General features: G+C 43.0%; 23 protein-coding genes, 3 tRNA genes and 2 pseudogenes. 20 read left to right on the top strand and 8 right to left on the bottom strand.

Annotated elements, in window-relative coordinates; translation table 11 throughout:
* The first annotated feature begins 21 nt into the window (after positions 1-21).
* The 3 genes and pseudogenes from tnpB to tnpA all read left to right on the top strand — a co-directional run.
* Entirely contained in the window at positions 22-318 is a 297-nt protein-coding gene (tnpB, locus tag AC4MDD_RS01430) for an IS66 family insertion sequence element accessory protein TnpB (protein WP_491882217.1), read from the top strand.
* A 74-nt stretch (positions 319-392) separates the two neighbouring features.
* Positions 393-2,018: an IS66 family transposase gene (gene tnpC, locus AC4MDD_RS01425; protein WP_491882216.1), complete on the top strand. Its 1,626-nt coding sequence runs from the start codon at positions 393-395 to the stop codon at positions 2,016-2,018.
* Positions 2,019-2,050: 32 nt separating this feature from the next.
* A pseudogene (gene tnpA / locus AC4MDD_RS01420) lies at positions 2,051-2,314 on the top strand (IS200/IS605 family transposase); the annotation flags it as partial.
* A 72-nt stretch (positions 2,315-2,386) separates the two neighbouring features.
* Here the strand turns inward: tnpA and AC4MDD_RS01415 are convergent.
* Positions 2,387-2,629: a hypothetical protein gene (locus tag AC4MDD_RS01415; RefSeq protein WP_039890574.1), complete on the bottom strand. Its 243-nt coding sequence runs from the start codon at positions 2,627-2,629 to the stop codon at positions 2,387-2,389.
* Between the two features lie 101 nt (positions 2,630-2,730).
* Positions 2,731-3,371, bottom strand: a pseudogene (locus tag AC4MDD_RS01410) (transposase); the annotation flags it as partial.
* Between the two features lie 409 nt (positions 3,372-3,780).
* Here AC4MDD_RS01410 and AC4MDD_RS01405 point away from each other — a divergent pair.
* The 5 genes from AC4MDD_RS01405 to AC4MDD_RS01385 all read left to right on the top strand — a co-directional run bounded on the left by AC4MDD_RS01405 (position 3,781) and on the right by AC4MDD_RS01385 (position 7,337).
* Positions 3,781-4,065, top strand: a complete 285-nt coding sequence (locus AC4MDD_RS01405; RefSeq protein WP_039890577.1) for a hypothetical protein — start codon at positions 3,781-3,783, stop codon at positions 4,063-4,065.
* A 148-nt stretch (positions 4,066-4,213) separates the two neighbouring features.
* Positions 4,214-5,722: a glutamate--tRNA ligase gene (gene gltX / locus AC4MDD_RS01400; protein WP_005401371.1), complete on the top strand. Its 1,509-nt coding sequence runs from the start codon at positions 4,214-4,216 to the stop codon at positions 5,720-5,722.
* Positions 5,723-5,814: 92 nt separating this feature from the next.
* A tRNA-Glu gene (locus AC4MDD_RS01395) sits at positions 5,815-5,890 on the top strand.
* Positions 5,891-6,042: 152 nt separating this feature from the next.
* On the top strand, positions 6,043-6,384 hold the full coding sequence (locus AC4MDD_RS01390; protein WP_005401372.1) for a hypothetical protein: 342 nt from the start codon (positions 6,043-6,045) through the stop codon (positions 6,382-6,384).
* 149 nt (positions 6,385-6,533) lie between these two features.
* On the top strand, positions 6,534-7,337 hold the full coding sequence (locus AC4MDD_RS01385; protein ID WP_491882215.1) for a DUF4198 domain-containing protein: 804 nt from the start codon (positions 6,534-6,536) through the stop codon (positions 7,335-7,337).
* Positions 7,338-7,404: 67 nt separating this feature from the next.
* Here the strand turns inward: AC4MDD_RS01385 and ettA are convergent, their stop codons facing one another.
* Positions 7,405-9,066: an energy-dependent translational throttle protein EttA gene (gene ettA / locus AC4MDD_RS01380; RefSeq protein WP_491882214.1), complete on the bottom strand. Its 1,662-nt coding sequence runs from the start codon at positions 9,064-9,066 to the stop codon at positions 7,405-7,407.
* Between the two features lie 295 nt (positions 9,067-9,361).
* Between ettA and AC4MDD_RS01375 the strand changes: the two genes are divergently transcribed.
* The 4 genes from AC4MDD_RS01375 to AC4MDD_RS01360 all read left to right on the top strand — a co-directional run bounded on the left by AC4MDD_RS01375 (position 9,362) and on the right by AC4MDD_RS01360 (position 12,703).
* Positions 9,362-10,639: an O-acetylhomoserine aminocarboxypropyltransferase/cysteine synthase family protein gene (locus AC4MDD_RS01375; RefSeq protein ID WP_491882213.1), complete on the top strand. Its 1,278-nt coding sequence runs from the start codon at positions 9,362-9,364 to the stop codon at positions 10,637-10,639.
* Between the two features lie 320 nt (positions 10,640-10,959).
* The gene (locus AC4MDD_RS01370; protein WP_238893368.1) at positions 10,960-11,835 is read left to right on the top strand and encodes an SDR family NAD(P)-dependent oxidoreductase; all 876 of its coding nucleotides are present in this window, start codon (positions 10,960-10,962) and stop codon (positions 11,833-11,835) included.
* 35 nt (positions 11,836-11,870) lie between these two features.
* Positions 11,871-12,290, top strand: coding sequence for a hypothetical protein (locus tag AC4MDD_RS01365; protein WP_491882212.1), 420 nt, complete (start codon positions 11,871-11,873; stop codon positions 12,288-12,290).
* A gap of 95 nt (positions 12,291-12,385) precedes the next feature.
* On the top strand, positions 12,386-12,703 hold the full coding sequence (locus tag AC4MDD_RS01360) for a hypothetical protein (RefSeq protein ID WP_491882211.1): 318 nt from the start codon (positions 12,386-12,388) through the stop codon (positions 12,701-12,703).
* A 57-nt stretch (positions 12,704-12,760) separates the two neighbouring features.
* Here AC4MDD_RS01360 and AC4MDD_RS01355 read toward each other — a convergent pair whose 3' ends face one another.
* Positions 12,761-15,112: a Tex family protein gene (locus AC4MDD_RS01355; protein ID WP_491882210.1), complete on the bottom strand. Its 2,352-nt coding sequence runs from the start codon at positions 15,110-15,112 to the stop codon at positions 12,761-12,763.
* A gap of 336 nt (positions 15,113-15,448) precedes the next feature.
* Between AC4MDD_RS01355 and ompR the strand changes: the two genes are divergently transcribed.
* The 4 genes from ompR (at position 15,449) to AC4MDD_RS01335 (ending at position 20,249) form a co-directional block, all read left to right on the top strand.
* Complete coding sequence (ompR, locus tag AC4MDD_RS01350) at positions 15,449-16,213, top strand: osmolarity response regulator transcription factor OmpR (protein ID WP_004691545.1); 765 nt, start codon at positions 15,449-15,451, stop codon at positions 16,211-16,213.
* Between the two features lie 303 nt (positions 16,214-16,516).
* Positions 16,517-17,977, top strand: a complete 1,461-nt coding sequence (locus AC4MDD_RS01345) for an ATP-binding protein (protein WP_491882209.1) — start codon at positions 16,517-16,519, stop codon at positions 17,975-17,977.
* A gap of 206 nt (positions 17,978-18,183) precedes the next feature.
* On the top strand, positions 18,184-19,701 hold the full coding sequence (scpC, locus tag AC4MDD_RS01340) for a succinyl-CoA:acetate CoA-transferase ScpC (RefSeq protein WP_004978127.1): 1,518 nt from the start codon (positions 18,184-18,186) through the stop codon (positions 19,699-19,701).
* A gap of 128 nt (positions 19,702-19,829) precedes the next feature.
* Positions 19,830-20,249 (top strand): GNAT family acetyltransferase, encoded by a 420-nt coding sequence (locus AC4MDD_RS01335; RefSeq protein WP_004691549.1) that lies wholly within the window; start codon positions 19,830-19,832, stop codon positions 20,247-20,249.
* A 10-nt stretch (positions 20,250-20,259) separates the two neighbouring features.
* Here AC4MDD_RS01335 and AC4MDD_RS01330 read toward each other — a convergent pair whose 3' ends face one another.
* From AC4MDD_RS01330 to AC4MDD_RS01315, 4 genes are all read right to left on the bottom strand, one after another.
* On the bottom strand, positions 20,260-21,012 hold the full coding sequence (locus tag AC4MDD_RS01330; protein ID WP_491882208.1) for a class I SAM-dependent methyltransferase: 753 nt from the start codon (positions 21,010-21,012) through the stop codon (positions 20,260-20,262).
* A gap of 142 nt (positions 21,013-21,154) precedes the next feature.
* Positions 21,155-21,230 (bottom strand) — tRNA-Phe (locus AC4MDD_RS01325).
* A 136-nt stretch (positions 21,231-21,366) separates the two neighbouring features.
* Positions 21,367-21,442 (bottom strand) — tRNA-Phe (locus AC4MDD_RS01320).
* A gap of 185 nt (positions 21,443-21,627) precedes the next feature.
* Complete coding sequence (locus AC4MDD_RS01315; RefSeq protein ID WP_004691552.1) at positions 21,628-22,005, bottom strand: GNAT family N-acetyltransferase; 378 nt, start codon at positions 22,003-22,005, stop codon at positions 21,628-21,630.
* A 92-nt stretch (positions 22,006-22,097) separates the two neighbouring features.
* Between AC4MDD_RS01315 and hisB the strand changes: the two genes are divergently transcribed.
* The 4 genes from hisB to AC4MDD_RS01295 all read left to right on the top strand — a co-directional run bounded on the left by hisB (position 22,098) and on the right by AC4MDD_RS01295 (position 24,822).
* Positions 22,098-22,691, top strand: coding sequence for an imidazoleglycerol-phosphate dehydratase HisB (gene hisB / locus AC4MDD_RS01310; RefSeq protein ID WP_491882207.1), 594 nt, complete (start codon positions 22,098-22,100; stop codon positions 22,689-22,691).
* Positions 22,691-23,308 carry an imidazole glycerol phosphate synthase subunit HisH gene (hisH, locus tag AC4MDD_RS01305; RefSeq protein WP_004691555.1) on the top strand — a complete coding sequence of 206 codons (618 nt, stop codon included), beginning with the start codon at positions 22,691-22,693 and terminating at the stop codon, positions 23,306-23,308. Before hisB ends, hisH begins: the two co-directional genes overlap by 1 nt.
* 288 nt (positions 23,309-23,596) lie before the next feature.
* On the top strand, positions 23,597-24,061 hold the full coding sequence (locus tag AC4MDD_RS01300) for a DUF805 domain-containing protein (protein ID WP_348923827.1): 465 nt from the start codon (positions 23,597-23,599) through the stop codon (positions 24,059-24,061).
* Positions 24,062-24,156: 95 nt separating this feature from the next.
* Positions 24,157-24,822 (top strand): 3'-5' exonuclease, encoded by a 666-nt coding sequence (locus tag AC4MDD_RS01295; protein ID WP_491882589.1) that lies wholly within the window; start codon positions 24,157-24,159, stop codon positions 24,820-24,822.

The following is a 24,822-nucleotide window of genomic DNA, read 5'->3' as shown; positions in this document are numbered from 1 at the left end:
ATCTGGCTTGCTACCCAGCCGATGGATATGCGTGCAGGTATGGATACTGTCATGACTCAGGTGCTGAGAGCCTTTGGCTACATCAAACCGCATTGCGCTTACCTGTTCTGTAATAAACGTGGCCATCGCATGAAACTGCTGGTACATGATGGATTGGGTATCTGGCTGTGTGCCCGGCGGCTGGAACAGGGAAAATTCCACTGGGTTCAGCTTCATCAGGGTGAAACCCTGGCACTCAGTCCAGAACAGTTACAGGCACTGATCCAGGGTTTGCCTTGGCAGCGCATTGGACGACAGCAATTGGTCACAATGCTCTAAACTAGCTTGGTCCATTCTGCTATTCTCCAAACGTTCTATTTCATTCTTCTCATGACCTCAGGCATACTGCGGTCATGAATACACTGCCTGATTTAAGCCAACTGACCCATGAACAACTGCTGGAATTTACTAGACAGTTGGCAATGCAACATCAGTCTCTGGCACAATCAAACCAGCAATTAGATGCCAAAGTTCAGCATCTTGAAGTATCCAATCAGCAATTAGATTCTAAAGTTCAACATCTTTCCATTCTCACGCAAAAATACGAGCATGAGCTCGCACTATTTAAACAGCACAAATTTGGCAGTAAAAACGAACATCTCACCGCAAAACAAATCCATCTGTGGGATGAAGCGGTCGAAGAAGATATTGCCGCTGTTGATCTGGAACTGGAACGGCTGAATGCAGATAAAACTGATGCAGCGACACACAAAGCCACAGTCAACAAACCTAAACGTCGACTGCTGCCCGATCATCTACACACCATCCGTATCGAGCATGAACCAACATCAACCCAATGTGCTTGTGGCTGCACCTTGCGTCGTATCGGCGAAGATATCAGTGAAAAACTACATTTCAGACCGGCACAGTTCTATAAGGAACAGCATGTGCGTGGCAAATGGGTCTGTGATCAGTGTGACACCCTGACTCAGCAAGCGATGCCCGCCTATGTGATTGATAAAGGTATTGCCAGTCCTGAACTACTGAGCCATGTGTTGGTCTCGAAATACGCAGATCATTTACCGCTGTACCGTCAACGTCTGATCTATCAGCGGGCGGGAATCGAGCTTTCTAGATCAACTTTATCTGACTGGATTGGACGCTGTGGGGTAGAACTTGAACCTCTGACCAATGCCTTAAAACAGCTTGTGCTTCAACAGCGGGTGATTCATGCAGATGAAACACCAGTCATCATCATGCAGATGGGGGATGATGAGAAAAAACCGAAGAAAGGTTATGTCTGGGCCTATGCCACCACACAGTACAATCCAGTTCAGGCGGTGATCTATGACTTTCAAGATAGCCGTTCAGGTCAGCATGCTGAAGAGTTCCTGAAAGGCTGGCAGGGGCATCTGGTCTGTGATGATTACAGTGGTTATAAAGCACGCTTTAAATCAGGCCAGGTCATTGAGGTGGGCTGTATGGCGCATGCACGTCGTAAATTGCATGAACTGCATGTGACCAAAAAAAGTCAGGTCGCTGAACAGGTATTAGTGCTGATTCAGAAACTGTATGCCATAGAAGCAGAACTCAGGAAAAAGACGGATGGTACAGCAGAACACCGCCGCGAATACCGACAACAGCATAGTCAACCAGTGATGCAACAACTATATGAATGGCTCAACCAACATCATCTGACAGTGGCATCGAGTTCTCCCACCGCCAAGGCCATCAATTACACTCTGAAGCGTTGGCCAGCCTTAAGCCGCTATCTGGATGATGGCAATTTACCTATAGATAATAATTGGGTTGAGAATCAGATGCGTCCCTGGGCGTTGGGGCGCAAGAACTGGCTATTTGCAGGTTCGCTGCGTAGTGGTCAACGAGCGGCCAATATCATGACCCTGATCCAGTCAGCAAAACTGAATGGGCTGGATCCGTATGCCTATCTCAGTGATGTGCTGAAAAGGTTACCGATCCATAAAGTGACCCAAATAGAAGAATTACTGCCACACCGCTGGAAATCCAACCCAAGTTAAAAAATAGCTATGGGGTTCAGCGCACGCTTACCTTTGAAGCCGAGTTGGCAGAATTTGATGGTGAAGATGATCATGTCCATCTACTTGTGCATTATCCGCCAAAGGTCGCTATTTCTAGCTTGGTAAATAGTTTAAAAGGTGCTTCCAGTCGTATTTTACGAACCAAGCACCCTGAAATTAGAAGCAAGTTATGGGGTAATGCTTTGTGGTCGCCTAGCTATTTCGCTGCATCATGTGATGGTACACCTATTGGGATTATCAAACAATATATTCAGCAACAGCAAACTCCGCATTAGCAATCCTAGCTAATCCCCACAAGGGGACTAGCGGATTGCAGCCTTACATCCCCGCCCTGAAGGTATAGGTATCTACACATCTTCGTGTGGATACCCCAACGCAATTTTAGCCATTTCCTTTAACTCATCCACCGAATAACTTTCCAGTAGCTTCAAGGTGTTTAATAAGATTGAAAGTCCAGCAAGTATTGATGGTGCACTTTCTCTTTTCCCTCGCTTTTGCTGTCGCCCAGATAGTCGTGTTAGTACGGCTCTTACTCGAGTAGTTTGTTCATCATTACAGCGTTTTATTCGCCATGTCAGTACGCAGGCCATACTCGCAACAAGTAGTTTTCTTAAAATTGCTTGAGGGGTCGTTTGGAGCCACGATTCAACATCATGACCCGCTTGTTTTAGAAGCTTGAAGTAGCTTTCAATTGACCAACGCCAAATTGACGATCCAACAAGTTAGGCGCTGTAGGCAAACGATGGTTTGAATCAGTCGTATGCTTGTATTTACGTGCAATCCTGCTACGTAAACCAAGCTTTTTAAGCATTCTTCCAACGGTTCGTTCGCTCATGCTGTAACCTAAATCATGCATGTCATGTACCAATGAAGGTGCACCCAATCGTGCATGATGCTGCCAATATACGGCTTTTAAATCATTATATTTCTGCGCTAGATTGGCCTGGCATTTTCGCCAGGCATAATAGCCTGAAGTGCTGACACCCAGGCATTTACAGGCAGAAGATACAGTGACTTCATTCACATCCAGATCTTGAATTACCGTGTACTTTTCTTGGCATGATCTGTCAGAAAGTACACATGCGCTTTTTTTAAGATGTCATTGGCGTCCCTGAGCTGTTTGACTTCTTTCTCTAATTCTAAAATCCGCTGTTGTTCTGATGAAAGTTGGCGTTTGCTTGAACCCACTGGATTGGCTTCACGAATCCATTTATCCAATGTTGAATAACCAACACCTAATTTCTGGGCGATTGCAGCTATAGGTTCGTGGGGGTTTGAAAGTGCATAATCAATCGCTTGCTGTTTAAATTCAGGACTAAAACGTTTAGCCATTTCTTGAATCTCCAAAGATTAAAGTTACGTTATCTTTAGAGGGACGTGCTGTCCATTATTTTGGCTAGGATCATAGATACCTATGCCCTGAAGGCGAGGTTTTACGGCTATACTGATAAAAAGATATCTCTAAAAGGACTATTTTGTGCACTTTTAAGGATAACCCATATCCACCCTCCACAGATCAAGCTCAAAATCTCCATGCTATCTCCACAGTTATTTGGTACAAAAAGCCAAATGATTTATATTTGATGTTTAAATGTCAATTTAGCCCAAATTTGTTTATAATTTTGTAAATTGTGTGACACGGTTCTACTTTTTTATTTGTGAAATCGGTTAAATTGAAACTAGATTACCAATGACTTTAATAAAAATCTGTTCCAATACCATGTTGAGAGGGGAAAAGGACATGAAAGCAACATTTTTACATACCGTTACGTTGAGTATCGGCTTGGCTTGTTTTAGCCAACTGGGACATAGTGCAGCCATTCAAAGCAATGATAAAGCGACGATGCCCACTGAGAAAACATCGTTGATTGAAAAAGCGCTCAGCCAACAAAAAGGCAGTGACCGAACCACGATGATGGATAATGATTTAAAAATCATGACCTCAATCAAAGTTGCACCGACACAAAATTTCTTTGCTACACAAAACCAGCGCTTTAGCCGTTTTGTGCAATCATTGTTCCTCTAAACTAAAAATAAGCCACAGTGTCGTAACCTCTCTCAAGTTATGACATTTGCGCACAAAAGCCTGATCACTGAATGTTGAATTAAGCATTAAGTGGTCGGGCTTTTTCGTTATAATAGACCTCAATTTACATTCTGAATCATAATTGGCTATGACTGTTCGTACTCGTATTGCACCCTCTCCAACTGGCTTCCCGCATGTGGGCACAGCATATATTGCGCTATTTAACTTATGCTATGCCAAGCAACATGGTGGTGAATTTATTCTGCGTATCGAAGATACCGACCAACTTCGTTCGACTCCTGAATCGGAAAAAATGATTTTAGATTCATTGCGTTGGTTAGGATTGAATTGGTCTGAAGGTCCGGACATTGGCGGGCCATATGCACCGTATCGCCAGTCTGAACGCATGCATATTTATAAACAATATGCACTGGATTTGGTTGAAAAAGGTCATGCGTTCTACTGCTTTGCTACGAGCGAAGAGTTGGATCAAATGCGTGCAGAACAACAGGCCCGTGGTGAAACACCAAAGTACGATGGTCGTGGTTTAAAATTATCTGCTGAAGAAGTTCAAAGTCGCCTTGCTGCAGGTGAGCCACACGTGATTCGTATGAAAGTGCCCGAAGAAGGCATTTGTACAGTCAATGACTTACTGCGCGGGGAAGTAGAAATCCCTTGGGCACAAGTGGACATGCAAGTCTTGCTTAAAACCGATGGTTTACCGACATATCACCTTGCCAATGTGGTCGATGACCATTTGATGCAAATCACCCACGTTTTCCGTGGCGAAGAATGGTTGCCTTCTGCACCTAAACATCAGTTGCTGTATCAATACTTTGGTTGGGAAATGCCTGTACTGGGTCATATGCCATTACTACGTAACCCAGACAAATCAAAACTGTCGAAACGTAAGAACCCAACCTCTATTAACTACTACAAAAATATTGGTGTCTTGCCTGAAGCCTTGTTGAATTACTTAGGCCGTATGGGCTGGTCGATGCCAGATGAACGCGAAAAATTCACATTGGCCGAGATGATTGAACACTTTGACATTCAACGTGTATCCCTCGGTGGTCCAATTTTTGATGTGGAAAAACTGAATTGGCTCAATGGTCAATGGATCAAAGGCTTAAGCCCTGCTGAACTGTTAGATACCCTATTGGCATGGAAAGCAGATCGTAAGATGCTCGAAGACATCGCCGCAGCAATTCAACCTCGTATCAACTTACTTTCAGAAGCGGTGAACTGGTCTGCGCATTACTTTAACCAGTTCCCAAGCTTGACCAAAGAACAGTTTGAAAGCAAGAAACTGAGCGAAGAACAAGTTCGTCAAAGTCTGCAATTTGCGATTTGGCGTTTGGAAAGCATGTTCACATGGAACAATGACACCGTAAGTCAAACCTTGATGGACTTAGCCAACCAAATGGAAATTAAGCTCCGTGACTTTATGCCAGCGTTCTTTATTGCGATTGCCGGTTCAACCGCTTCGACTCCAGTGATGCAAACCATGGTCACCATTGGCCCTGACTTAACCTTCGCGCGCTTACGTCATGCCCTTGAAATTGTCGGTGGTCCAAGCAAAAAAGAAGCAAAAGTTTGGGAAAAACTCAATGAAAGCCTAAAATTGCCGAAAAATGACGCAGTTGATGAAGCTTAATTGATTTTTTAGTTGACGCATGGGCGTTATATCCCTAATATAGCGCTCACACAGAGAGACGGTGTTAACCACTCAACGTGATGCCTCAATAAGTCCCTATCGTCTAGAGGCCTAGGACATCGCCCTTTCACGGCGGTAACCGGGGTTCGAATCCCCGTAGGGACGCCATATTTAAGATGGCAACATCTGGTAAAAAACCCAAGCATTATGACTTGGGTTTTTTATTGCCTCAAAATTATCAGCACTTCATTACCACGCTTTTTTGGCTTTCTGCTCCAATCCGATTAGAATACGGCATAGATTCGAATTTTGGAGTTGTAATGCAATATCGTTGTCCTCAATGTCAAAGCCCAAAAATTATGCCAGTTGCTCAAGCAGGGGTTCCAGCAACGCGCCCTGTTGTGCCTAAAAGTCTGGTTTTTTTGGTTCCAGCCATTTTTGTATTATTACTTTTGGTGCTCATTAGCATCGCAATGTGGCTATTTGGGGATGGCGCTGGCTCAACACTACAAATTGCAACGGTTGTGGTTTTCATCGTGTGTGTAATTGCAGGCTTCTTATTTTACCGCGACCTTCCTGATTTTAAGATTTCAATGCAAGGCTTCATGCAGTCTCAGAAAAAATGGAAATGCCGCGAATGCGACCATGAGTGGGAAATCTAAGCCTTAACTTAGAACCTGCATCCAAAAAGGGAGTCTATGTACTCCCTTTTTATCTGCTCAAAGAATAAATAATAATTATTATCACCTGTTAGTTTTTCTCGATATAATCAAAAACCTCATCTTACGAAATATTTTTAGGCCTAGTCTCTATGAAAAACGCTCTACTCTGCACACTCTTGTTCTTTTCAGTGGCTCAAGCACATGAACCCTACGTCGCTCCACTGGCGTATCACACTGAAAATACCCAAGTCCCTGTATTGAGCGCCTATGCGGAACAAGCCTTTCATCCTGAATATGCCCTAAAAGATATTTCATTCAGCGTTTTCCAACCCAACCAAACACAGACGACGATTCAAGCACAAAAGCACTTAGAATCTGCAACTGCATTTGATCTTAAACTACCAGAAAAAGGCACCTATACCATTTTCGCCAAAACATCATATCCAATTGAATATGTACAACATAATCGTCAATGGAAAATCTTTGCTGATGTTGCTGCAGATAAAGTCCCTGCCCTAAGCGAGCGTGACTATGTCATTCCAAGTGACTTTAAAGGCAAAGTTCCAAGTAAGGTCTCTACGGTTCGCGAATGGAGCATTCAAAGCTATGTGAGCAAAGACAGCACCTCACCTGTTGCTGTAACGCCAGCCCCAATTCAAGTCAACTTCAAAACCCATCCAAATGAAATCACGGTGCAACAACCTATACAACTGCAAATTACTCAAGCAGGCAAAGCCCTCGCACATGCAGAACTCATGATTCGCGCTCAAGGTGAGCTTGAGCAGCAAGCGAAAAGCACACCTGTCGACGCACAAGGCCATGCCACACTCACTTTTGCACAAGCTGGGCAATACCTGATTGAAGTGAGCGAAAAAGTCGATGCTAAAGCAAAACCTAAAAATCAGTATTACACCATTATCAGCTTACAAGTGAATGCCCCTAAAACGCATTAAGAGGCAATTGCTAAGCATAAAAAAACCAGCCCGAAGGCTGGTTTTTTTAATTAAATTAACGGAAGCATTAACCGCCAATTTTCTTGTATTTGGTGCGTTTTTGAACTGCAGCATCACCCAAACGCGCTAAACGATAGGCTTCATATTCAGCATAGTTGCCTTCATAGAATTCAGGCTGTTCGTTCTCAAACGACAAGATGTGCGTTGCAATACGGTCAAGGAACCAACGGTCGTGCGACACCACCATTACCGTACCTGGGAATACAAGAATTGCATCCTCAAGTGCACGTAAGGTTTCGATATCCAAGTCGTTCGATGGCTCATCCAGCAAGATTACGTTTGCGCCCATTTGCAGGATTTTCGCCAGTTGTAAACGGTTACGCTCACCACCTGACAACTCACCTACACGCTTCTGCTGGTCTTGACCTTTAAAGTTAAAACGACCGATATAAGCACGCGATGCAATTTCGTATTCGCCAATTCTTAAGATATCTAAACCGCCAGAAACTTCTTCCCAAACGGTTTTGTTGTTATCCAAAGTGTCACGAATCTGACCCACATACGCCACTTTAACCGACTCACCCAAAGTCACCGTACCTGTGTCTGGCTGTTGTTCACCCGTCATCATACGGAATAGTGTGGTTTTACCCGCACCGTTTGGACCCACGATACCCACAATTGCTGTAGGCGGTACGGTAAAGCTTAGGTTTTCGTACAGCACGCGACCATCAAATGATTTACTGATGCCTTCCACTTCTACGACTTTATTTCCTAGACGTGGACCAGGTGGAATATAGATTTCAGAAGTTTCGTTACGCTGTTGGAATTCGCGTGAGTTAAGCTCTTCAAAACGCTCCATACGCGCTTTGTTTTTCTTTTGCTGACCTTTCGCATTTGAACGAACCCATTCAAGTTCTTTCTTCAATGCTTTAGCAAAAGATTCTTCTTGTTTGTTCTCTTGCTCTAGACGCGCATTCTTCTGCTCTAACCAAGAAGAATAGTTGCCTTGATATGGAATACCCATACCGCGGTCAAGCTCAAGAATCCATTCCGCCACGTTATCCAAGAAATAACGGTCGTGCGTAATCGCCACAATCGTGCCAGCAAAGTCTTTCAAGAAACGCTCTAACCAAGACACAGATTCTGCATCCAAGTGGTTCGTTGGTTCGTCTAGAAGTAACATGTCTGGCTTAGATAAAAGCAAACGACACAATGCAACACGACGACGCTCACCACCTGAAAGCAAGCTTACATCCGCATCCCAAGCTGGTAGATTCAAGGCAGCTGCAGCTTGATCCATTTGGTTGCTAAGGTTATGCGCATCCCATGAATGGATAATCGCTTCAAGTTTTTCTTGCTCTTTTGCCAATGCATCAAAGTCTGCATCTTCTGCTGCATATTCAGCAAACACTTCGTCCAAACGTGCCAAAGCATCCAATGGTTCACGTAAACCATCTTCTACGTTTCCACGGACATCTTTATTTGGATCAAGTGGCGGTTCTTGTTCTAGGTAACCAATTTTGATACCCGGTTGCGCACGCGCTTCACCAGAGAAATCTTTGTCTACGCCCGCCATAATACGAAGCAAGGTCGATTTACCTGCACCGTTTAAACCAAGTACACCAATTTTTGCACCCGGGAAAAATGACAAAGAGATGTCTTTTAAGATTTCGCGCTTAGGCGGAACCATCTTAGACACTCGGTTCATCGTATAAATATATTGGGCCACGTAGGACTCCTCAATAGAAAAACCAAAAAATCGCAAGAAGCGAAAAAATATTTGCGGGCATTATACGATGAATACGTTGAAAAAATAAGGCATGAAACCGATCTTCAATGCAATGTTACAACTTTCAGTGCGGTTGTTTTTTAAACACCCTCTTTATCTCACTTTTCCGCAGCCAAGTAGCTGATCGCAGCTCATCTTTATGAATTTTTTAGATAAATATTCATTATTTTCACACTTTCACTCATATTCATTGATGGTAGACTGTGCAATATTTAACTCACGCAGATGAAGTCCCATGACCTATAAAGATGAAACTTTGGCTATCCATGCTGGTTATAGCCCCGAAGCCACCACCAAAGCAGTGGCCGTACCGATTTATCAAACCACGTCTTATGCCTTTGATAATACGCAACATGGTGCGGATTTATTTGACCTTAAAGTCCAAGGCAATATTTATACCCGAATTATGAACCCGACCACTGCGGTGCTAGAACAACGTTTGGCTGCACTCGAAGGAGGCATTGGTGCGTTAGCCTTAGCCTCTGGCATGGCAGCCATTACTTATGCCATTCAAACCATTACCGAAGCAGGCGACAACATTGCTTCTGTTTCGACCTTATACGGTGGCACCTATAACCTGTTTGCCCATACTCTACCGAAACAAGGCATTGAAGTCCGTTTCTTTGATTATCAAGACCCAGAAGCCCTACGCGGTTTAATTGATGAAAAAACCAAGTTGGTCTTTGTTGAATCGATTGGCAATCCACTCGGCAACATCATTGACCTAGAAGCGATCGCCAAAATCGCGCATGAATATGGCGTGCCTGTGGTGGTCGATAACACGGTTGCAACGCCTGCACTGCTGAAACCCTTTGAATATGGGGCAGATATTGTGGTGCATTCCTTGACCAAATATATTGGTGGGCATGGTAACTCGATTGGCGGTGCGATTGTCGACAGCGGTAAATTTCCTTGGGGCAAGCATCCTGAGCGCTTTAAAGTGCTGAATACGCCAGACCCAAGTTATCACGGCGTGAACTATGTCGAAGCTTTAGGCGAAGCAGCTTATATCGCGCGTGCCCGCGTGGTACCACTACGTAATACTGGCGCTGCGATTAGCCCTTTAAGCGTGTTCTTGATTCTACAAGGCTTAGAAACGCTAAACCTGCGTATGGAACGTCATACTGAAAATGCGCAGAAAGTCGCAGAATATTTACAAGCCCACCCCAAAGTGAAATGGGTCAACTATGCTGGCCTGAAAGATCACCCTCAGCATGGCTTGGCGCAAAAATATGTCAAAGGAAAACCTTCGGCAATTTTATCCTTTGGGGTACAAGATGGCCGTGAAGGTGGCACCCGCTTTATTGATGCTCTGCAACTCTTCACTCGCTTGGTCAATATTGGCGATGCCAAAAGTCTGGCCTGCCACCCCGCCACCACCACACATCGCCAACTGAATGAAGCAGAATTAAAGTCTGCTGGAGTAAGTCTTGATATGGTGCGTTTATCTGTAGGTATTGAACATATTGATGATTTGATTGCAGATTTAGAGCAGACCTTGGCTCAAGTCTAAAATACAGACTGCTAAACTTAAAACCTCAATCACATGATTGAGGTTTTTTATACGCTTGTCTTTTATATTTATAGCCCTTTCACTTCACTTGAATTCGTGGTAAAAACAAGTAATTAGAACCAATAAAATAGAGCTTTTACTCTAATTTTATTTATTATTTCAATAACTTATGCAGTGATATTTTTAAGCAGTTTAGGTATTATACCGTGAAGGAAAGCCGCTACATTTCTCAGAAAATGTAGCCTTAATAATCGAATATAAAAATAGCCATAACCCTCAAATATTTGACTTAGATCAGGAATGATAACGTGAATTCAAGAATGGATAGACTTTTTAAAGAACGCGTAAATGGAAAAACCGTCTTAATTACAGGCGCTTCAAGTGGTATTGGTTTAACCGTTGCACACAAACTGGCTGATGCAGGAGCACACGTCCTTTTAGTTTCGCGCACCAAAGAAACACTAGAAGAAGTTAAAGCAGAAATCGAAGCCAAAGGGGGTTCAGCCTCTGTTTTTCCATGTGACCTAAATGATTTAGACTCGATTGATGAAGTCTCTAAGCAAATTTTAGCTTCAGTCGATCATATTGATATTTTAATTAATAACGCAGGTCGTTCGATCCGCCGTGCTGTACATGAGTCAGCAGAACGCTTCCACGACTTTGAACGCACCATGCAGCTCAACTACTTTGGTGCTGTACGTTTAGTCATGAACATCCTGCCACAAATGATGATTCGTCGTGATGGGCATATTATTAACATTAGCTCGATTGGTGTATTGGCAAATGCCACTCGTTTCTCGGCTTATGTGGCGTCTAAAGCCGCATTAGATGCATTCAGTCGCTGTCTTTCTGCTGAAGTGCATTCACATAAAATTGCGATTACTTCGGTGTATATGCCTTTGGTACGTACGCCAATGATTGCGCCGACGAAAATTTATAAATACGTCCCGACTCTTTCGCCTGAACAAGCAGCAGATCTAGTTGCTTATGCGATTGTGAAACGCCCGAAGAAAGTCGCAACCAACTTAGGTCGTTTGGCATCGATTACTTATTCAATTGCACCAGACATCAACAATAAGCTCATGTCGATTGGTTATAACTTATTTCCAAGTTCTACCGCGTCTGTAGGCGAACAGCAAAAACTCAACTGGGTACAAAAAGCATATGCACGCTTGTTCCCAGGTGAACACTGGTAAGTTTTCTTACAATTTACCCAACCTTTGATTAAAGGTTGGGTAACTCAATTTTTCACCACTCTTTTATAGCCCTTAATATTCGCTTAAGAAAAAAAGTCCACCATAAGAGCAACAATAAAAGGGGAAAAGAAATGCAGGCACTTTATTTATTCAAGCTTTTTTGCTTCATCTTTGCTGCAATCACTGCTTTTAATCTGTATACAGAACTTACTCTTTCTCATATTTCAATATGGCAAGTGCTGATTCATGGCGGTTTGCTGATGATCTTGCTCGAATTTGGCTTTAAGAGCCAACACGTATCGCAACAGCCTACCCTACCAACGAGTGAAATACACTCGCTAGAAACAAAAAACAAGCCAACCTCACAACCCTCAAGCATGTATAGCAATATTTTTTCAAAAATAGGTTTAGTCTCCATTTTTTCCAGCCTGATTGCACAAAGCCTAATCAGTTAAGACTCATACCTTTTTTTGTGGACAAAAGATAAAGACGACGTAACCCTTCTACTTTTTGTGTTATAAACAGCCGTCTTTTTTTATCTTGTGAATTTATGCGCGCTTTTACTTTCGTACTGCAATATGTGTGTATCGCTTTTGCGATTTATCTCTGCTACCGAGTAGGCAGTAGCCTGTATTTACAAGATTATGTGATGATGGATATCGTGGCCAATGTCGGGACGATTCTAATCTGTATCGATCTTGCTGTTTTCCTGTGGCATAGCCGCAGCACCCAAGCCATAAGCCTCAAAGATTATGCCACTCGACTGGAACAACCCGCTCCAACTTTTGTCAAAGTTTGCCGAAAGCTTGGGCACTTTGGCATTATGCTGATTATCACCAGTTGGATCGTGCCAATCATCACCGGATAAAAGTAACCATAAAAAAAACCTCCCACTTGGGAGGTTTTTTTATTCAAATCTTAAAGATTATTTCGAACCTTTAATCCCTGCTTGAAGTAACAATGCACCTAAACCACCAATTTTATTTTCTTGAGGTTTAGCCGTTTGCGGCTTCTTATTTGTTTGAGCACGCTCGCCTTGAGGACGTGTTTGTTGTGGACGTTTACCTTGTGGTTTACGTTCACTACGCTCTGTATTTTCACGACGTGGTTGACGCGGAGCTTTAGCCGCTTCAGCACCTTCCGGACGCATCGACAAATTCACACGATTACGCTCAGCATCTACTGTGAGCACACGTACTTGCACAATTTGCCCCGGCTTCACCACTTTATGCGGATCTGCAACGAATTCATTGGCCAATTCTGAAATATGAACTAAACCGTCTTGGTGTACACCCACATCCACAAAAGCACCGAAGTTCGTCACATTGGTCACGACACCTTCAAGCTGCATGCCTTCAGTCAGTTGCGCAACTTCGGTAATATCTTCACGGAATTTTGCTGTACGGAACTCTGGACGCGGGTCACGACCTGGTTTTTCCAGTTCAGACAGTACATCTTGAATAGTTGGTAAACCAAATTTCTCATCTGCAAATTCTTCAGCATTCACTTGGCGAATGATTTCAGAGTTACCAATGATATCCTTCACTGTCGTCGCTTTCGCTTCAACAATTTTACCCACCAGCGCATAAGACTCTGGGTGAACAGCAGAAGCATCCAGTGGCTCTGAACCATCTTGAATACGTAAGAAACCTGCCGCTTGTTCAAAAGTACGCTCGCCTAAACGTGGCACTTTCTTCAAATCTTGGCGGTTGTCAAAACGGCCATTTTCTTTACGGAAATCAACAATTTGCTGCGCAATCGACTTATTCAAACCTGCGATATAACCCAAGATAGCAGATGATGCAGTATTAACATCCACACCTACCGAGTTCACACAGTCTTCAACGACTGCTTCAAGGGTTTTAGCTAAACCAGTTTGGTTCACATCATGTTGGTACTGACCTACACCAATCGATTTTGGATCGATTTTCACCAGTTCAGCCAATGGGTCTTGTAAACGACGTGCAATCGACACTGCACCACGAATCGACACATCTAGCTCTGGTAACTCCGCAGAAGCCAATTCAGATGCTGAATAAACCGATGCACCGGCTTCTGATACAGAAACACGCGTCAATTTAAGATCGCTATTTGCAGCCATCATTTCAGCCACAACGCTTTCTGTTTCACGGCTTGCTGTACCATTGCCAATGGCAATCAGGTCAACATTGAACTCGCGACATAAACGGGCAAGTTCTGCTATTGAACCCGCTTTATCATCTTTGGGTGCAAATGGATAAATCGTGCTATGTGCAAGTACATCACCTGATGCATTCACCACAGCCAATTTCACCCCTGTACGGATGCCAGGATCTACACCCAACGTTGTACGTGCGCCCGCGGGTGCAGACAACAGCAAATGACGTAAGTTTTCAGCAAAAACATCCATTGCTTCAGATTCAGCTGCAAGACGTTTTTCGGTGAGCAACGAATGTTCGATACTTGGACGAACCTTACCTAACCAGAACAATTTAGCTGTTTGTTTTAAATAGTCTTGACGTGCTTGCGGCTGTGCAGTTTCAAGGCTGTATTCATTTTCAATACGCGCCACTGGTGCATCATCTTCGCCATCAACTTTTAAACCTAAAACGTTTTCTTGACGGCCACGTAACATAGCCAATAAACGGTGTGACGGGACTTTATTTAAATTTTCAGAAAAGTCGAAGTAATCGCGAAATTTTTTGCCAACTTCTTTTTTCTCATCACTTGCCACTAAACTTTTTAAAGTGGCTGTTTTTGCAAACGTGGCCTTAAGTTCAGTGGTCAGTGCAATATTCTGCGCCCAGTCATCAATTAAAATATGTTGAATCGCATCCAACTGACTTTCTAGATCTGGATAGTCTTCATGGCTAAAGCCTGCCAATGCATCAGCTGGATCAACCGCTTCTGCAAAGATTTTCTCTGCAATCGGGCCTAAGCCTGCTTCTTTGGCTTTAAATGATTTACTGGTCCGTTTTGGACGGTACGGTGCGTAAATTTCTTCTAAGGCATTTTTAGTTTCAGCAGCATTTACACGTGCCAATAAATCATCAGACAATTTGTCTTGTTCTTTTAATGATTCGATTACCTTGTCGCGACGTTCAAATAAGTCACGTAAATAAGCCAAACGTGTATCGAGCTGACGTAACTGCGCATCATCTAAGCCTTGCGTGACTTCTTTACGGTAACGCGCAATAAATGGAACGCTAGCACCTTCATCAATCAACTTGATGGCAGCCTCGATTTGATTTGGACGTACGGCAATTTCTTTTGCCAACTGCTGAACTAAGTCAGTCATCGTATGTGATCCCACAAGGATATGTACTAAAAGCCATGATTATAAAGACCAAGACTATAAAATCCACAACTGTTTTTATTAATTTAATGGCTTAAATGTGACATATTTCAGGCAAATTTCATAAATCCATCTCATTTTCAGTGTTAAATCTTATTTTTAGGTATTCTTTGCCATTTTTTTCTATGGGCTAAGATGTATACATTTAGTATCTATGTCTTGATTTTACCTGCAATATTTGTTGCTTTAGAGCATAGTAAAGACATACAAATGAGTCGTATACTCAAGACTATCCCGACTTTTGTTTACGATGACAATAAAGAATAAAGGAGCACTTCAATGAGTTTAGTTGTACCTGCTGAAAAAACAGATGCTGTACATAGCGATGCAGATCGCGTTGAACGCATTTTAGTGGTAGATGACGATGTGCGTTTACGTACGCTACTTCAACGCTTTTTAGAAGATAAAGGCTTTGTGGTGAAAACAGCGCATGACGCAACTCAAATGGATCGTCTCTTACAGCGCGAACTGTTTTCACTGATTGTGCTCGACTTCATGCTCCCTGTTGAAGATGGTTTAAGTATCTGTCGTCGTCTACGCCAATCCAATATTGATACGCCTATTATTATGCTTACCGCTCGTGGCAGTGATTCAGACCGTATTGCAGGTCTAGAAGCGGGTGCAGATGATTACTTACCGAAACCATTTAATCCAAATGAGTTGTTAGCACGTATTCGCGCTGTACTGCGCCGCCAAGTGCGTGAAGTTCCAGGCGCACCAAGCCAACAAATGGAAGTGGTCAGCTTTGGGCCATGGTCACTTGATTTATCAACACGTACCCTAACGCGTGAAGGTCAAGTCGTAACCCTAACTACAGGTGAGTTTGCGGTACTGAAAGCCTTGGTACAACATCCACGTGAGCCTTTGACTCGCGACAAATTGATGAACCTTGCGCGTGGCCGTGAATGGGGTGCAATGGAACGTTCGATTGATGTTCAGGTATCGCGCCTACGTCGTCTTGTGGAAGAAAACCCTGCTCGTGCACGTTATATCCAAACGGTTTGGGGTGTGGGTTATGTGTTCGTTCCAGATGGCGCGGAATAATTCAAAACTAAAAAATACGGCTTCGGTCTTTTTAAGCTGAGTAGCAATAATCAGCACGACGGAGTCCTAAAATTAAGCTCAACTTTATCGATTAACCTGCGGTTCGCCTTACTTTTGTTTCGACAAAAGTAAGCAAAACCATTGTCATCTGCAAAACTCGGCATATTTCTGCATTTCAACATCATGCTCGCAGAAACTTTATAACACCCAGACCTCCTGCCTCGAACAATTGCAGATGACTTTTCGCGTATCGCATACCTGTCACCATTGAACTATGTCTCTTACATAGAAACAGGAAATCACGTGAAACTCGAACCCATCGACCCTCAAAAATTTACAGATTACGAAGCGTATTCAGAACGTAAACGCACGCGTTGGGAACGCTTTTTAGATAAAATCAAGCCGCGTTCTGCTGCCATGCGCACCACCGTACTGGTACTCTTCATTGTATTTTTCAGTTTATTTATGTCTTTGTGGTTCTTTTGGCGCACCTTATATCTTCCAGAAATTCAACAACATGCTCGTTATCTTGCTGTTGAAATAGAAATTCTCAACAACCCCGATTTACGGATTTATCATCAAAATACTGAAGTCGATGTCGATGACTGGCTAAGAAGCCGCGTCGGGATTGAATACGTCACCGATCCCAAAGAATATCCCAATGTTAAAGATAAGGTGATTGCCGAGTTCTTTACCAATCAAATTGAAGCTAAGCTGGCCAAAGAATTAAAAGTCGAACATGCCACAGTATATTTCCAATTTAAACCTAGCCCGCGCATTTGGATTCAAACGCCTGAAATGAACGGCAACTGGGTACGGGAACCACTGAAAACCTATGCCAACTACAGCCCTGAGTTAATTTTCGGTTGGCTGCTTGGCGTACCCCTTATTGCAGCAGCCATTATTTTAACCTTGGTTCGTCAGCTCAATCGCCCGCTGCGTCGTCTGCAAAATGCTGCCAACAGTTATAGTAAAACAGGCACAGCACCGTATTTAGAGACCAATCACGGCCCTCAAGAAATTCGCGAGGTCAACCAAGCGTTTAATCACATGATCTATACCCTTGATCAGACTGAACGTGACCGCCGGATTATGCTGGCGGGGATTTCACATGACTTACGCACCCCACTGACCCGTATTCGACTCAGTGCAGAAATGATGCCCGATGATGATTTTTTAAAAGAAGGGCTGATTTATGACGTTGAAGATATGGACGCGATCTTAAATCAGTTCATTTCCTATATGCGTGACGGCTCAGATGAGGAAATTCAAGACACCGATTTAAATATGCTGTTACAAGAATTGGTGGTGCAATTCAAACCGCTGGATATTCGTTTTGAACCTGCTGAATTACCGATTATTCAGGCACGTAGTCTATCTCTTAAACGCCTGATTGGTAACTTGATTAATAATTCAAAACGCTACGGTGCTGAGCCGATTGAACTTTCCGCAACAGTGGAAAATGAACATATTTTAATTAGCGTAGCAGACCATGGTGAAGGCATTCCTGACGATCAAATTGAAGAGCTCATGCAACCTTTTGTGCGTGGCAATGAAGCCAGAACAGTTCAAGGCAGTGGTTTAGGTCTCGCCATTGTGAAACGAATTGTCGACATTCACCAAGGTCAACTCAGCATTCATAATCGGGAACAAGGCGGACTTGAAGCAATTATTTCGCTGCCTCTTCATCACAATCAAGATGCTGAAATTTCCAGCAACAACCCACTCGAAAAATTAAAGCAAACCTTGGTTGAGCATTTTTAAACTTTGTACAATAGTTGATCAAACGATTTTGTTCAACTATTCAACAATTTAATTTTACCAAATATATTTCAACCACTTACAAATCATCAGAATCCCTTATACCCACATTTTTTCAAAAAATTAGACCTTAGCCTAACAGGTATGCACAATGTCGTTCTTGATCGGTACAATCAGTGCCAGATCCAGAATATTAACGAGAGTAAACCATGTCTTTAGATCGTATCCGTTTAGCTTCACTTCACGATAAAGTCATCAGTGCAGAAGAAGCGTCTGCTTTTATTGAAGATGGCATGACTGTAGGTATGAGTGGCTTCACTCGTGCTGGCGAAGCGAAAGCTGTACCTTTGGCATTGGTTAAACGTGCACACACAAATCCTTTAAAAATCACATTAATTACTGGTGCTTCTTTAGGTAATGACCTAGACAAGCAATTGACTGAAGCGGGTGTATTGGCACGTCGTTTACCGTTCCAAGTGGACAACACTTTACGTAAAGCTATCAACAATGGCGAAGTGATGTTCATTGACCAACACTTGTCTGAAACTGTTGAGCAAATGCGTAACCTTCAGTTGAAAAAGCCAGATGTAGCTATCATTGAAGCGGTTGCGATTACTGAAGATGGCGGCATCATTCCAACAACATCTGTGGGCAACTCTGCAAGCTTCGCAATTTTTGCAGAAAAAGTGATTGTTGAAATCAACACCAACTTAAGCCCTGCATTTGAAGGCTTACACGATATTTACATCCCAACTTACCGTCCAACACGTCAACCGATTCCATTGACTCAAGTGGATGAGCGTATTGGTACGCACGCGATCAATATCGACCCTGCAAAAATCGTGGGTATCGTCATCAACAACGACTTACACGATTCTCCATCGACTGTAACTGCGCCAGATGATGAAACTCAAGGCATTGCAGATCACTTAATCGCATTCTTTGAAAAAGAAGTAGCTGAAGAGCGTCTACCGAAAAACTTAGGCCCATTACAAGCAGGGATTGGCTCAATTGCCAATGCTGTACTTACAGGCCTTAAAGATTCGAACTTCGAAGACCTCGTCATGTACTCAGAAGTGTTGCAAGACTGTACTTTCGAATTGATTGATGCAGGTAAAATGAAGTTTGCTTCAGGTTCATCAATTACCCTTTCTGCAAAATACGGCGAGAAAGTATTTAATAACCTTGAAGCGTACAAAGATAAATTGGTTTTACGTCCGCAAGAAATTTCGAACCACCCTGAATTGGTTCGTCGTTTAGGTATTATCGGCATCAACACTGCACTTGAATTTGACATTTACGGTAACGTGAACTCAACTCACGTTTGCGGTACGAAAATGATGAACGGTATCGGTGGTTCAGGTGACTTCGCACGTAATGCACACTTGGCAATCTTCGTGACCAAATCAATTGCAAAAGGTGGCGACATCTCTTCAATCGTACCGTTTGCGTCGCATATCGATCACGCAGAACATGATGTTGACATCCTGGTAACAGAACAAGGTTTGGCTGACCTGCGTGGTTTAGCACCACGTGAGCGTGCTCGTGCGATTATCGACAACTGTGCACACCCACTGTACCGTGATGCATTAAATGACTACTTTGATCGTTCATGTGCAAAAGGTGGTCATACACCTCACCTTCTTCGTGAAGCGTTGTCTTGGCATTCTAACTTTGAAGAAACAGGCCACATGCTTCCTGTTCAAGCAGAAGCAAAATCTGCTTAATTTAAAGTTTAAGAAAAGCGCCCTCTTGGGCGTTTTTTTATGTCTGATGAAAAGTGTAATAAAACACTTATCAAAATAAAAAAACTCAATTAATCTAAAGGCATCCAAAAAATAAAAATGCCAAGCTCATGTTCATTATTCGCCCCTATCTCGAAACAGATTTAGAAGACGTCATTGCACTTTGGGAGGTATGCGACCTCACTCGCCCTTGGAACAACCCTGAAATTGATATTTTTAGAAAAACCGCACAAAAAGATGGTTTATTTTTATTAGCGGTTAAAGATGAACAACTCATCGCCACATTGATGGGTGGTTATGATGGCCATCGCGGCTGGATTAATTATTTGGCAGTACATCCGCACTTTCAACGCAATGGGGTCGCAACCGCACTTATACAGCAACTAGAGAAGCGCCTGATTGCGTTAGGCTGTCCCAAACTACAACTGCTTGTACGTAAAGAAAACATCGACGTGCAAAGCTTCTATGAGCAACTGGGTTATGAGGAAATCGAAGTCGTGTGCTTCGGTAAACGTCTGATTGCCGATTAAGCTTAGACACTCAATGCGCCGATACAGGTAGACGGCCCAATCTTAAAAAAATTGGAAATTTAAGCGCAAAGACTTGGTTCGCATAATCATCAACGGCAAAGAATGCTTTGAACTTATATAAGGGGTCATCTGAATTTTTCGCTCGATAATGTTTCAGTGCAGACCATGTATTTAAATAATCCAACAATTGAGCAGCAGACCATTGAAACGACATCGACAATTCAGGCGTCGCTATTTCCTCAAAGGGAAAAGGAATGGTTTGATAGGCCTCGTCGATATAACGACGTTCGGCATCCCAATAGCCTTTCAAAGTCTTAAAATAAAGTCGTTCAATACAGCCCTGTAACTCAGGTTGCTGCAGCTGAATTAAACCATAGCCAATGACCGCCAAAATGCCGTCAGGTCGCAAAGTCCGCCGCACTTCTGCATAAAAACCATCAAAATCAAACCAATGAATGGCTTGAGCCACCGTGATTAAATCAAAACTCTGCTCGGCAAAACTGGTGTGCTCTGCAGACTGAACTTGATAACTAACATTTTCAAAATAAGGTGCATGTTGTAACTGATGCACACTGATATCTGTCGCCACCACGGCATCAAAATGCGGCGCCAACAATTGAGTTAATTGCCCCGATCCTGCACCACAGTCCCACGCAAATTGAGGAGTTACTACATGCTTGAGTATTTCTTGAATCAAACTCGCTGGATAACTCGGACGTGCGAGTTGATAAAGCTGACTTCCCGATGAAAAGCGGTCTTTCATAAGCCATCCTCAGTCTTATTTTTGACTCAAAATTAGCACATTTTCCATCAACCAAAGCATGATGTTGTCCAACATCTTATACAATCCAACTTTTCATGAGACAAAAAAAAGCCCCAAACATTGTTTGAGGCTTTTTTGAATATGGTGGCGAGACCCAGGATCGAACTGGGGACACACGGATTTTCAATCCGTTGCTCTACCTACTGAGCTATCACGCCGATGCCGTGTATTAAGCCGTATCTCGGGTGAATAGTCAATAAAAATCATCACTTTTTTATTTGATCGAATAAATTTCAGGCAAAAAAAATCCCTGATGGGATCAGGGATTGAAATTTTTAAATAAGATTTTGAATATGGTGGCGAGACCCAGGATCGAACTGGGGACACACGGATTTTCAATCCGTTGCTCTACCTACTGAGCTATCACGCCGATGTCGCGTATTAAACAGTTTAAGCGAAGCAGCGTCAAGTCCGTTTTCAAAAAAATCATTTGAGTGTTTACTTTTACAGCAAACCCAGCGCCCTTCGTACATTTTTTGAGTCATTCTTTAAAATTAAAGCGCATCACCATCGTTATTCATGAAAAAAGCAGCCCAAAGACTGCTTTAAAAAAGCTTAAATTTTACCAATGTGCTCTAAGCAACGGTGAATTGCACCACAGCCCGGCTCGAACACTTTGACACCTTTGGCTTCTTCCATACGACAGACTTCTTCAACCAGCCGCTCCGCAACACCTCGTCCACGGTTTGCAGGATGTACTACGATGTATTCTAAGGTTTTATTTTCACCCTGCCCACTACACCAAATGGCGCCAATGACTTTAGTATTAAATTCTGCGGTGTAAAGTAAGGTATACTGAGCTAGATTTTGCTCAAGTTGTTCTACGGCATCATGCCCATCGCCAAATTCAGGACTAGTGTCGTACAGTCGCTCTAGCTGGCTGCGCAACTCTTCTTTTTCCAGTGAAGTATAAGCGTGTACGGTAATAGGCATTGATAAACCCTCCTGAGCAATCTAATATGCGGTGACTTCGTTACGGCGAAACATTTTACATCAATTATTTGACGTCTTTGAGGAACGTGTCTATGACAGAACGTATCAGTGAAGTGGTAAGAAATACCAACGAAACCAAAATTCGAGTTCGTGTAAACCTCGATGGTACGGGTCAAGGCACGCTCAACACAGGTATTCCCTTTTTAGATCATATGATTGATCAAATCAAGCGACATGGCTTATTTGATATTGATCTTGAATGTGATGGCGACTTGGAAATTGATGATCACCACACGGTTGAAGACTGTGGTATCACGCTTGGACAGGCTTTTGCTAAAGCTTTAGGTGACAAAAAAGGTTTACGTCGTTATGGTCATTTTTATGCACCGTTAGATGAATCTTTAAGCCGTGCTGTGGTGGACTTATCTGGCCGTCCAGGTTTATTTATGGATATTCCATTTACCCGTGCCATGATTGGTCGTTTTGATGTGGATCTATTCTCTGAGTTTTTCCAAGGCTTTGTGAACCATGCACTCATGACAGTACACATTGACAACCTGAAAGGGAAAAATAGCCACCACCAAATTGAAAGTGTGTTCAAAGCATTTGCGCGTGCACTTCGTATGGCCTGTGAAATTGACCCACGTGCAACCAACACCATTGCTTCAACCAAAGGTAGTTTGTAATGACCCGTATTGCCCTTCTTGACTATGGTATGGGTAACCTACACTCAGCAGCAAAAGCGCTTGAGCATGTTGGTGCAACGGTCGATGTGACCAATGATCCCAAGTTAGTGGCTCAAGCTGACAAAATTGTATTCCCTGGCGTAGGTGCTATGCGTGACTGTATGCAAGGCATGCATGAAGCAGGGATTGATGAAGTCGTTCGCCATGCGGCATTTAATAAGCCTGTATTAGCGATTTGTGTGGGTATGCAAGCGCTGATGCAACGCTCTGAAGAAAATGGCGGAGTCGATGCTCTCGGTATTTTTGAAGGCAGTGTGAAACGCTTTCCTGATGTAGACGGCTTGAAAGTACCCCATATGGGTTGGAACCAAGTTCATCAAGCCGATCCGAGTCATCCAATGTGGAAAGACATTGAGCAAGATGCACGTTTTTACTTCGTGCACAGCTTTTATGTTGAACCGAAGAACTCTGGCATTGTGGCGGCGACCTGTGACTACGGTTTAGAGTTCTGCACAGCCATCCATCAAGAAAATTTGTTTGCGACCCAGTTCCACCCTGAAAAAAGTCATACCGCAGGTTTACAACTGCTGAAAAACTTTGTGGAATGGAAAATTTAATTTATTCCAGCCTCTGTTTGATTGAAAAGCTCAACTTCGGTTGGGCTTTTGTTTATCCAAAATTGATGCATCTAAGCTCAAAATAAATCAGAAACAGCTTAAGTAAATGAGGCGTGTTACCTCACTCCTGTACCTTTCAATATATAAAATCTTTGCTTTACAGCAGACTAGTATACTCAAGATGACTATGATGCCTTTTCATTGTCACCAAATTTGATTATGATTTGCCTGCTTTTTAGACATTTTTATTTATAAAAAACTTAATTTACAACGATAAGGTAAGTCACTATGACTCAATATGCACAAGAATCTGCGCTAAATGCCGCAGGTCGTTTCGGCCGTTTTTCATACCTTGCATGGAACTGTCTACTTGCCATTGTAGCGTCAATTATTCTAGGTATATTCATCGCCATCTTTCCTAATACTTTCGTGAACTTGGAAACAGGCAACTTCGGTGGCGGCATGATTTTTATCGTCCTGATCTATGTTGCGCTCATGTACTTCACTTTTGTATTTACTATTCGTCGCCTACATGACCGCAACCATACGGGCTGGTTATCACTGTTGATGCTAGTGCCTCTTGCCAACGTGATCCTAATGCTTTACCTGATTTTCGCACCAGGCGATAATCGTAGCAACAGCTATGGCTCACCACGCCCAACCGCAGGCTGGGAAGCCGTTTTGGCATGGATTTACATCCTGATTTTCGTTTTAGCGATTATCGGCGGTATTGCGGCTGGTTTTATGTCCTAAAATCACCTGTGCAAAACAGCCTGCCTAGGTCGGCTGTTTTGCTAAATCAACCTAAAAGCTTTAGGCTTAAGCAACAATGGCATAGTCAAAGCATGATGGATTCTTCTTTTCAACACATCCTTCCCAGCAAAGTCGAAATTCAACAATTTCCTCGTTTTCAAAATTTGCCAAAACAAGCAGTTCATGTCATTCAAAACTTAGAACAGTGTGAAGCAATCCGCGCTGAACTGGAACAGGTTTCCATCTTCGGTTTTGACAGCGAATCCAAACCGACCTTTCAAGTGGGAGAAATCTCCACAGGCCCGCATTTAATTCAACTGGCCAGCGTCGAGCATGCTTATTTGTTTCAAATGAGTCCACCCATTTGGAACTTCCTTGCGCCATTTTTGGCGAATCCCGCCCAACTCAAAGTGGGCTTTGGTTTAAAAAATGATGCCCATCTGTTCCGTAAAAAAGGTTTTGAGCTCAAGGGTGTGGTTGAGCTGTCAAAATGCTTTGCAAGCTTTGGTTTGACTAACCCTGTCGGCATTAAAAATGCCATGGCCCTGCTGTTTCAACTCAACTTCCCCAAAAGCAAAAAAGTCAGCACTTCAAATTGGGCAAGGAAGATACTCACGCCTGAACAAGTTGACTATGCCGCTGCCGATGCCTATGCCGCTCTGTTGGTTTTTGAAGAATTGCGGCGTTTAGAGCGACTCCCAAAAGATATTTCCAAAGAATTAGAGAAAACAACAAAACCTTGTCGTCATGAAAAGCTGTAA

It is taken from the genome of Acinetobacter sp. CAU_H_29a_1, assembly GCF_058599505.1.
Note: the sequence above shows the minus strand (reverse complement) of the source record. Positions and strands in the feature narration are given on the sequence as shown.

Coding starts and splice junctions, on each gene's coding strand:
- ompR (WP_004691545.1), top strand. CDS start 15,449: ATGAGTTTAGTTGTACCTGCTGAAAAAACAGATGCTGTACATAGCGAT.
- tnpC (WP_491882216.1), top strand. CDS start 393: ATGAATACACTGCCTGATTTAAGCCAACTGACCCATGAACAACTGCTG.
- AC4MDD_RS01415 (WP_039890574.1), bottom strand. CDS start 2,629: ATGGCCTGCGTACTGACATGGCGAATAAAACGCTGTAATGATGAACAA.
- AC4MDD_RS01355 (WP_491882210.1), bottom strand. CDS start 15,112: ATGACTGACTTAGTTCAGCAGTTGGCAAAAGAAATTGCCGTACGTCCA.
- AC4MDD_RS01375 (WP_491882213.1), top strand. CDS start 9,362: ATGACCTATAAAGATGAAACTTTGGCTATCCATGCTGGTTATAGCCCC.
- gltX (WP_005401371.1), top strand. CDS start 4,214: ATGACTGTTCGTACTCGTATTGCACCCTCTCCAACTGGCTTCCCGCAT.
- AC4MDD_RS01330 (WP_491882208.1), bottom strand. CDS start 21,012: ATGAAAGACCGCTTTTCATCGGGAAGTCAGCTTTATCAACTCGCACGT.
- AC4MDD_RS01315 (WP_004691552.1), bottom strand. CDS start 22,005: ATGCCTATTACCGTACACGCTTATACTTCACTGGAAAAAGAAGAGTTG.
- AC4MDD_RS01300 (WP_348923827.1), top strand. CDS start 23,597: ATGACTCAATATGCACAAGAATCTGCGCTAAATGCCGCAGGTCGTTTC.
- AC4MDD_RS01335 (WP_004691549.1), top strand. CDS start 19,830: ATGTTCATTATTCGCCCCTATCTCGAAACAGATTTAGAAGACGTCATT.
- hisB (WP_491882207.1), top strand. CDS start 22,098: ATGACAGAACGTATCAGTGAAGTGGTAAGAAATACCAACGAAACCAAA.
- AC4MDD_RS01390 (WP_005401372.1), top strand. CDS start 6,043: ATGCAATATCGTTGTCCTCAATGTCAAAGCCCAAAAATTATGCCAGTT.
- AC4MDD_RS01370 (WP_238893368.1), top strand. CDS start 10,960: ATGGATAGACTTTTTAAAGAACGCGTAAATGGAAAAACCGTCTTAATT.
- scpC (WP_004978127.1), top strand. CDS start 18,184: ATGTCTTTAGATCGTATCCGTTTAGCTTCACTTCACGATAAAGTCATC.
- AC4MDD_RS01385 (WP_491882215.1), top strand. CDS start 6,534: ATGAAAAACGCTCTACTCTGCACACTCTTGTTCTTTTCAGTGGCTCAA.
- AC4MDD_RS01360 (WP_491882211.1), top strand. CDS start 12,386: ATGCGCGCTTTTACTTTCGTACTGCAATATGTGTGTATCGCTTTTGCG.
- hisH (WP_004691555.1), top strand. CDS start 22,691: ATGACCCGTATTGCCCTTCTTGACTATGGTATGGGTAACCTACACTCA.
- tnpB (WP_491882217.1), top strand. CDS start 22: ATGGATATGCGTGCAGGTATGGATACTGTCATGACTCAGGTGCTGAGA.
- AC4MDD_RS01295 (WP_491882589.1), top strand. CDS start 24,157: ATGGATTCTTCTTTTCAACACATCCTTCCCAGCAAAGTCGAAATTCAA.
- AC4MDD_RS01405 (WP_039890577.1), top strand. CDS start 3,781: ATGAAAGCAACATTTTTACATACCGTTACGTTGAGTATCGGCTTGGCT.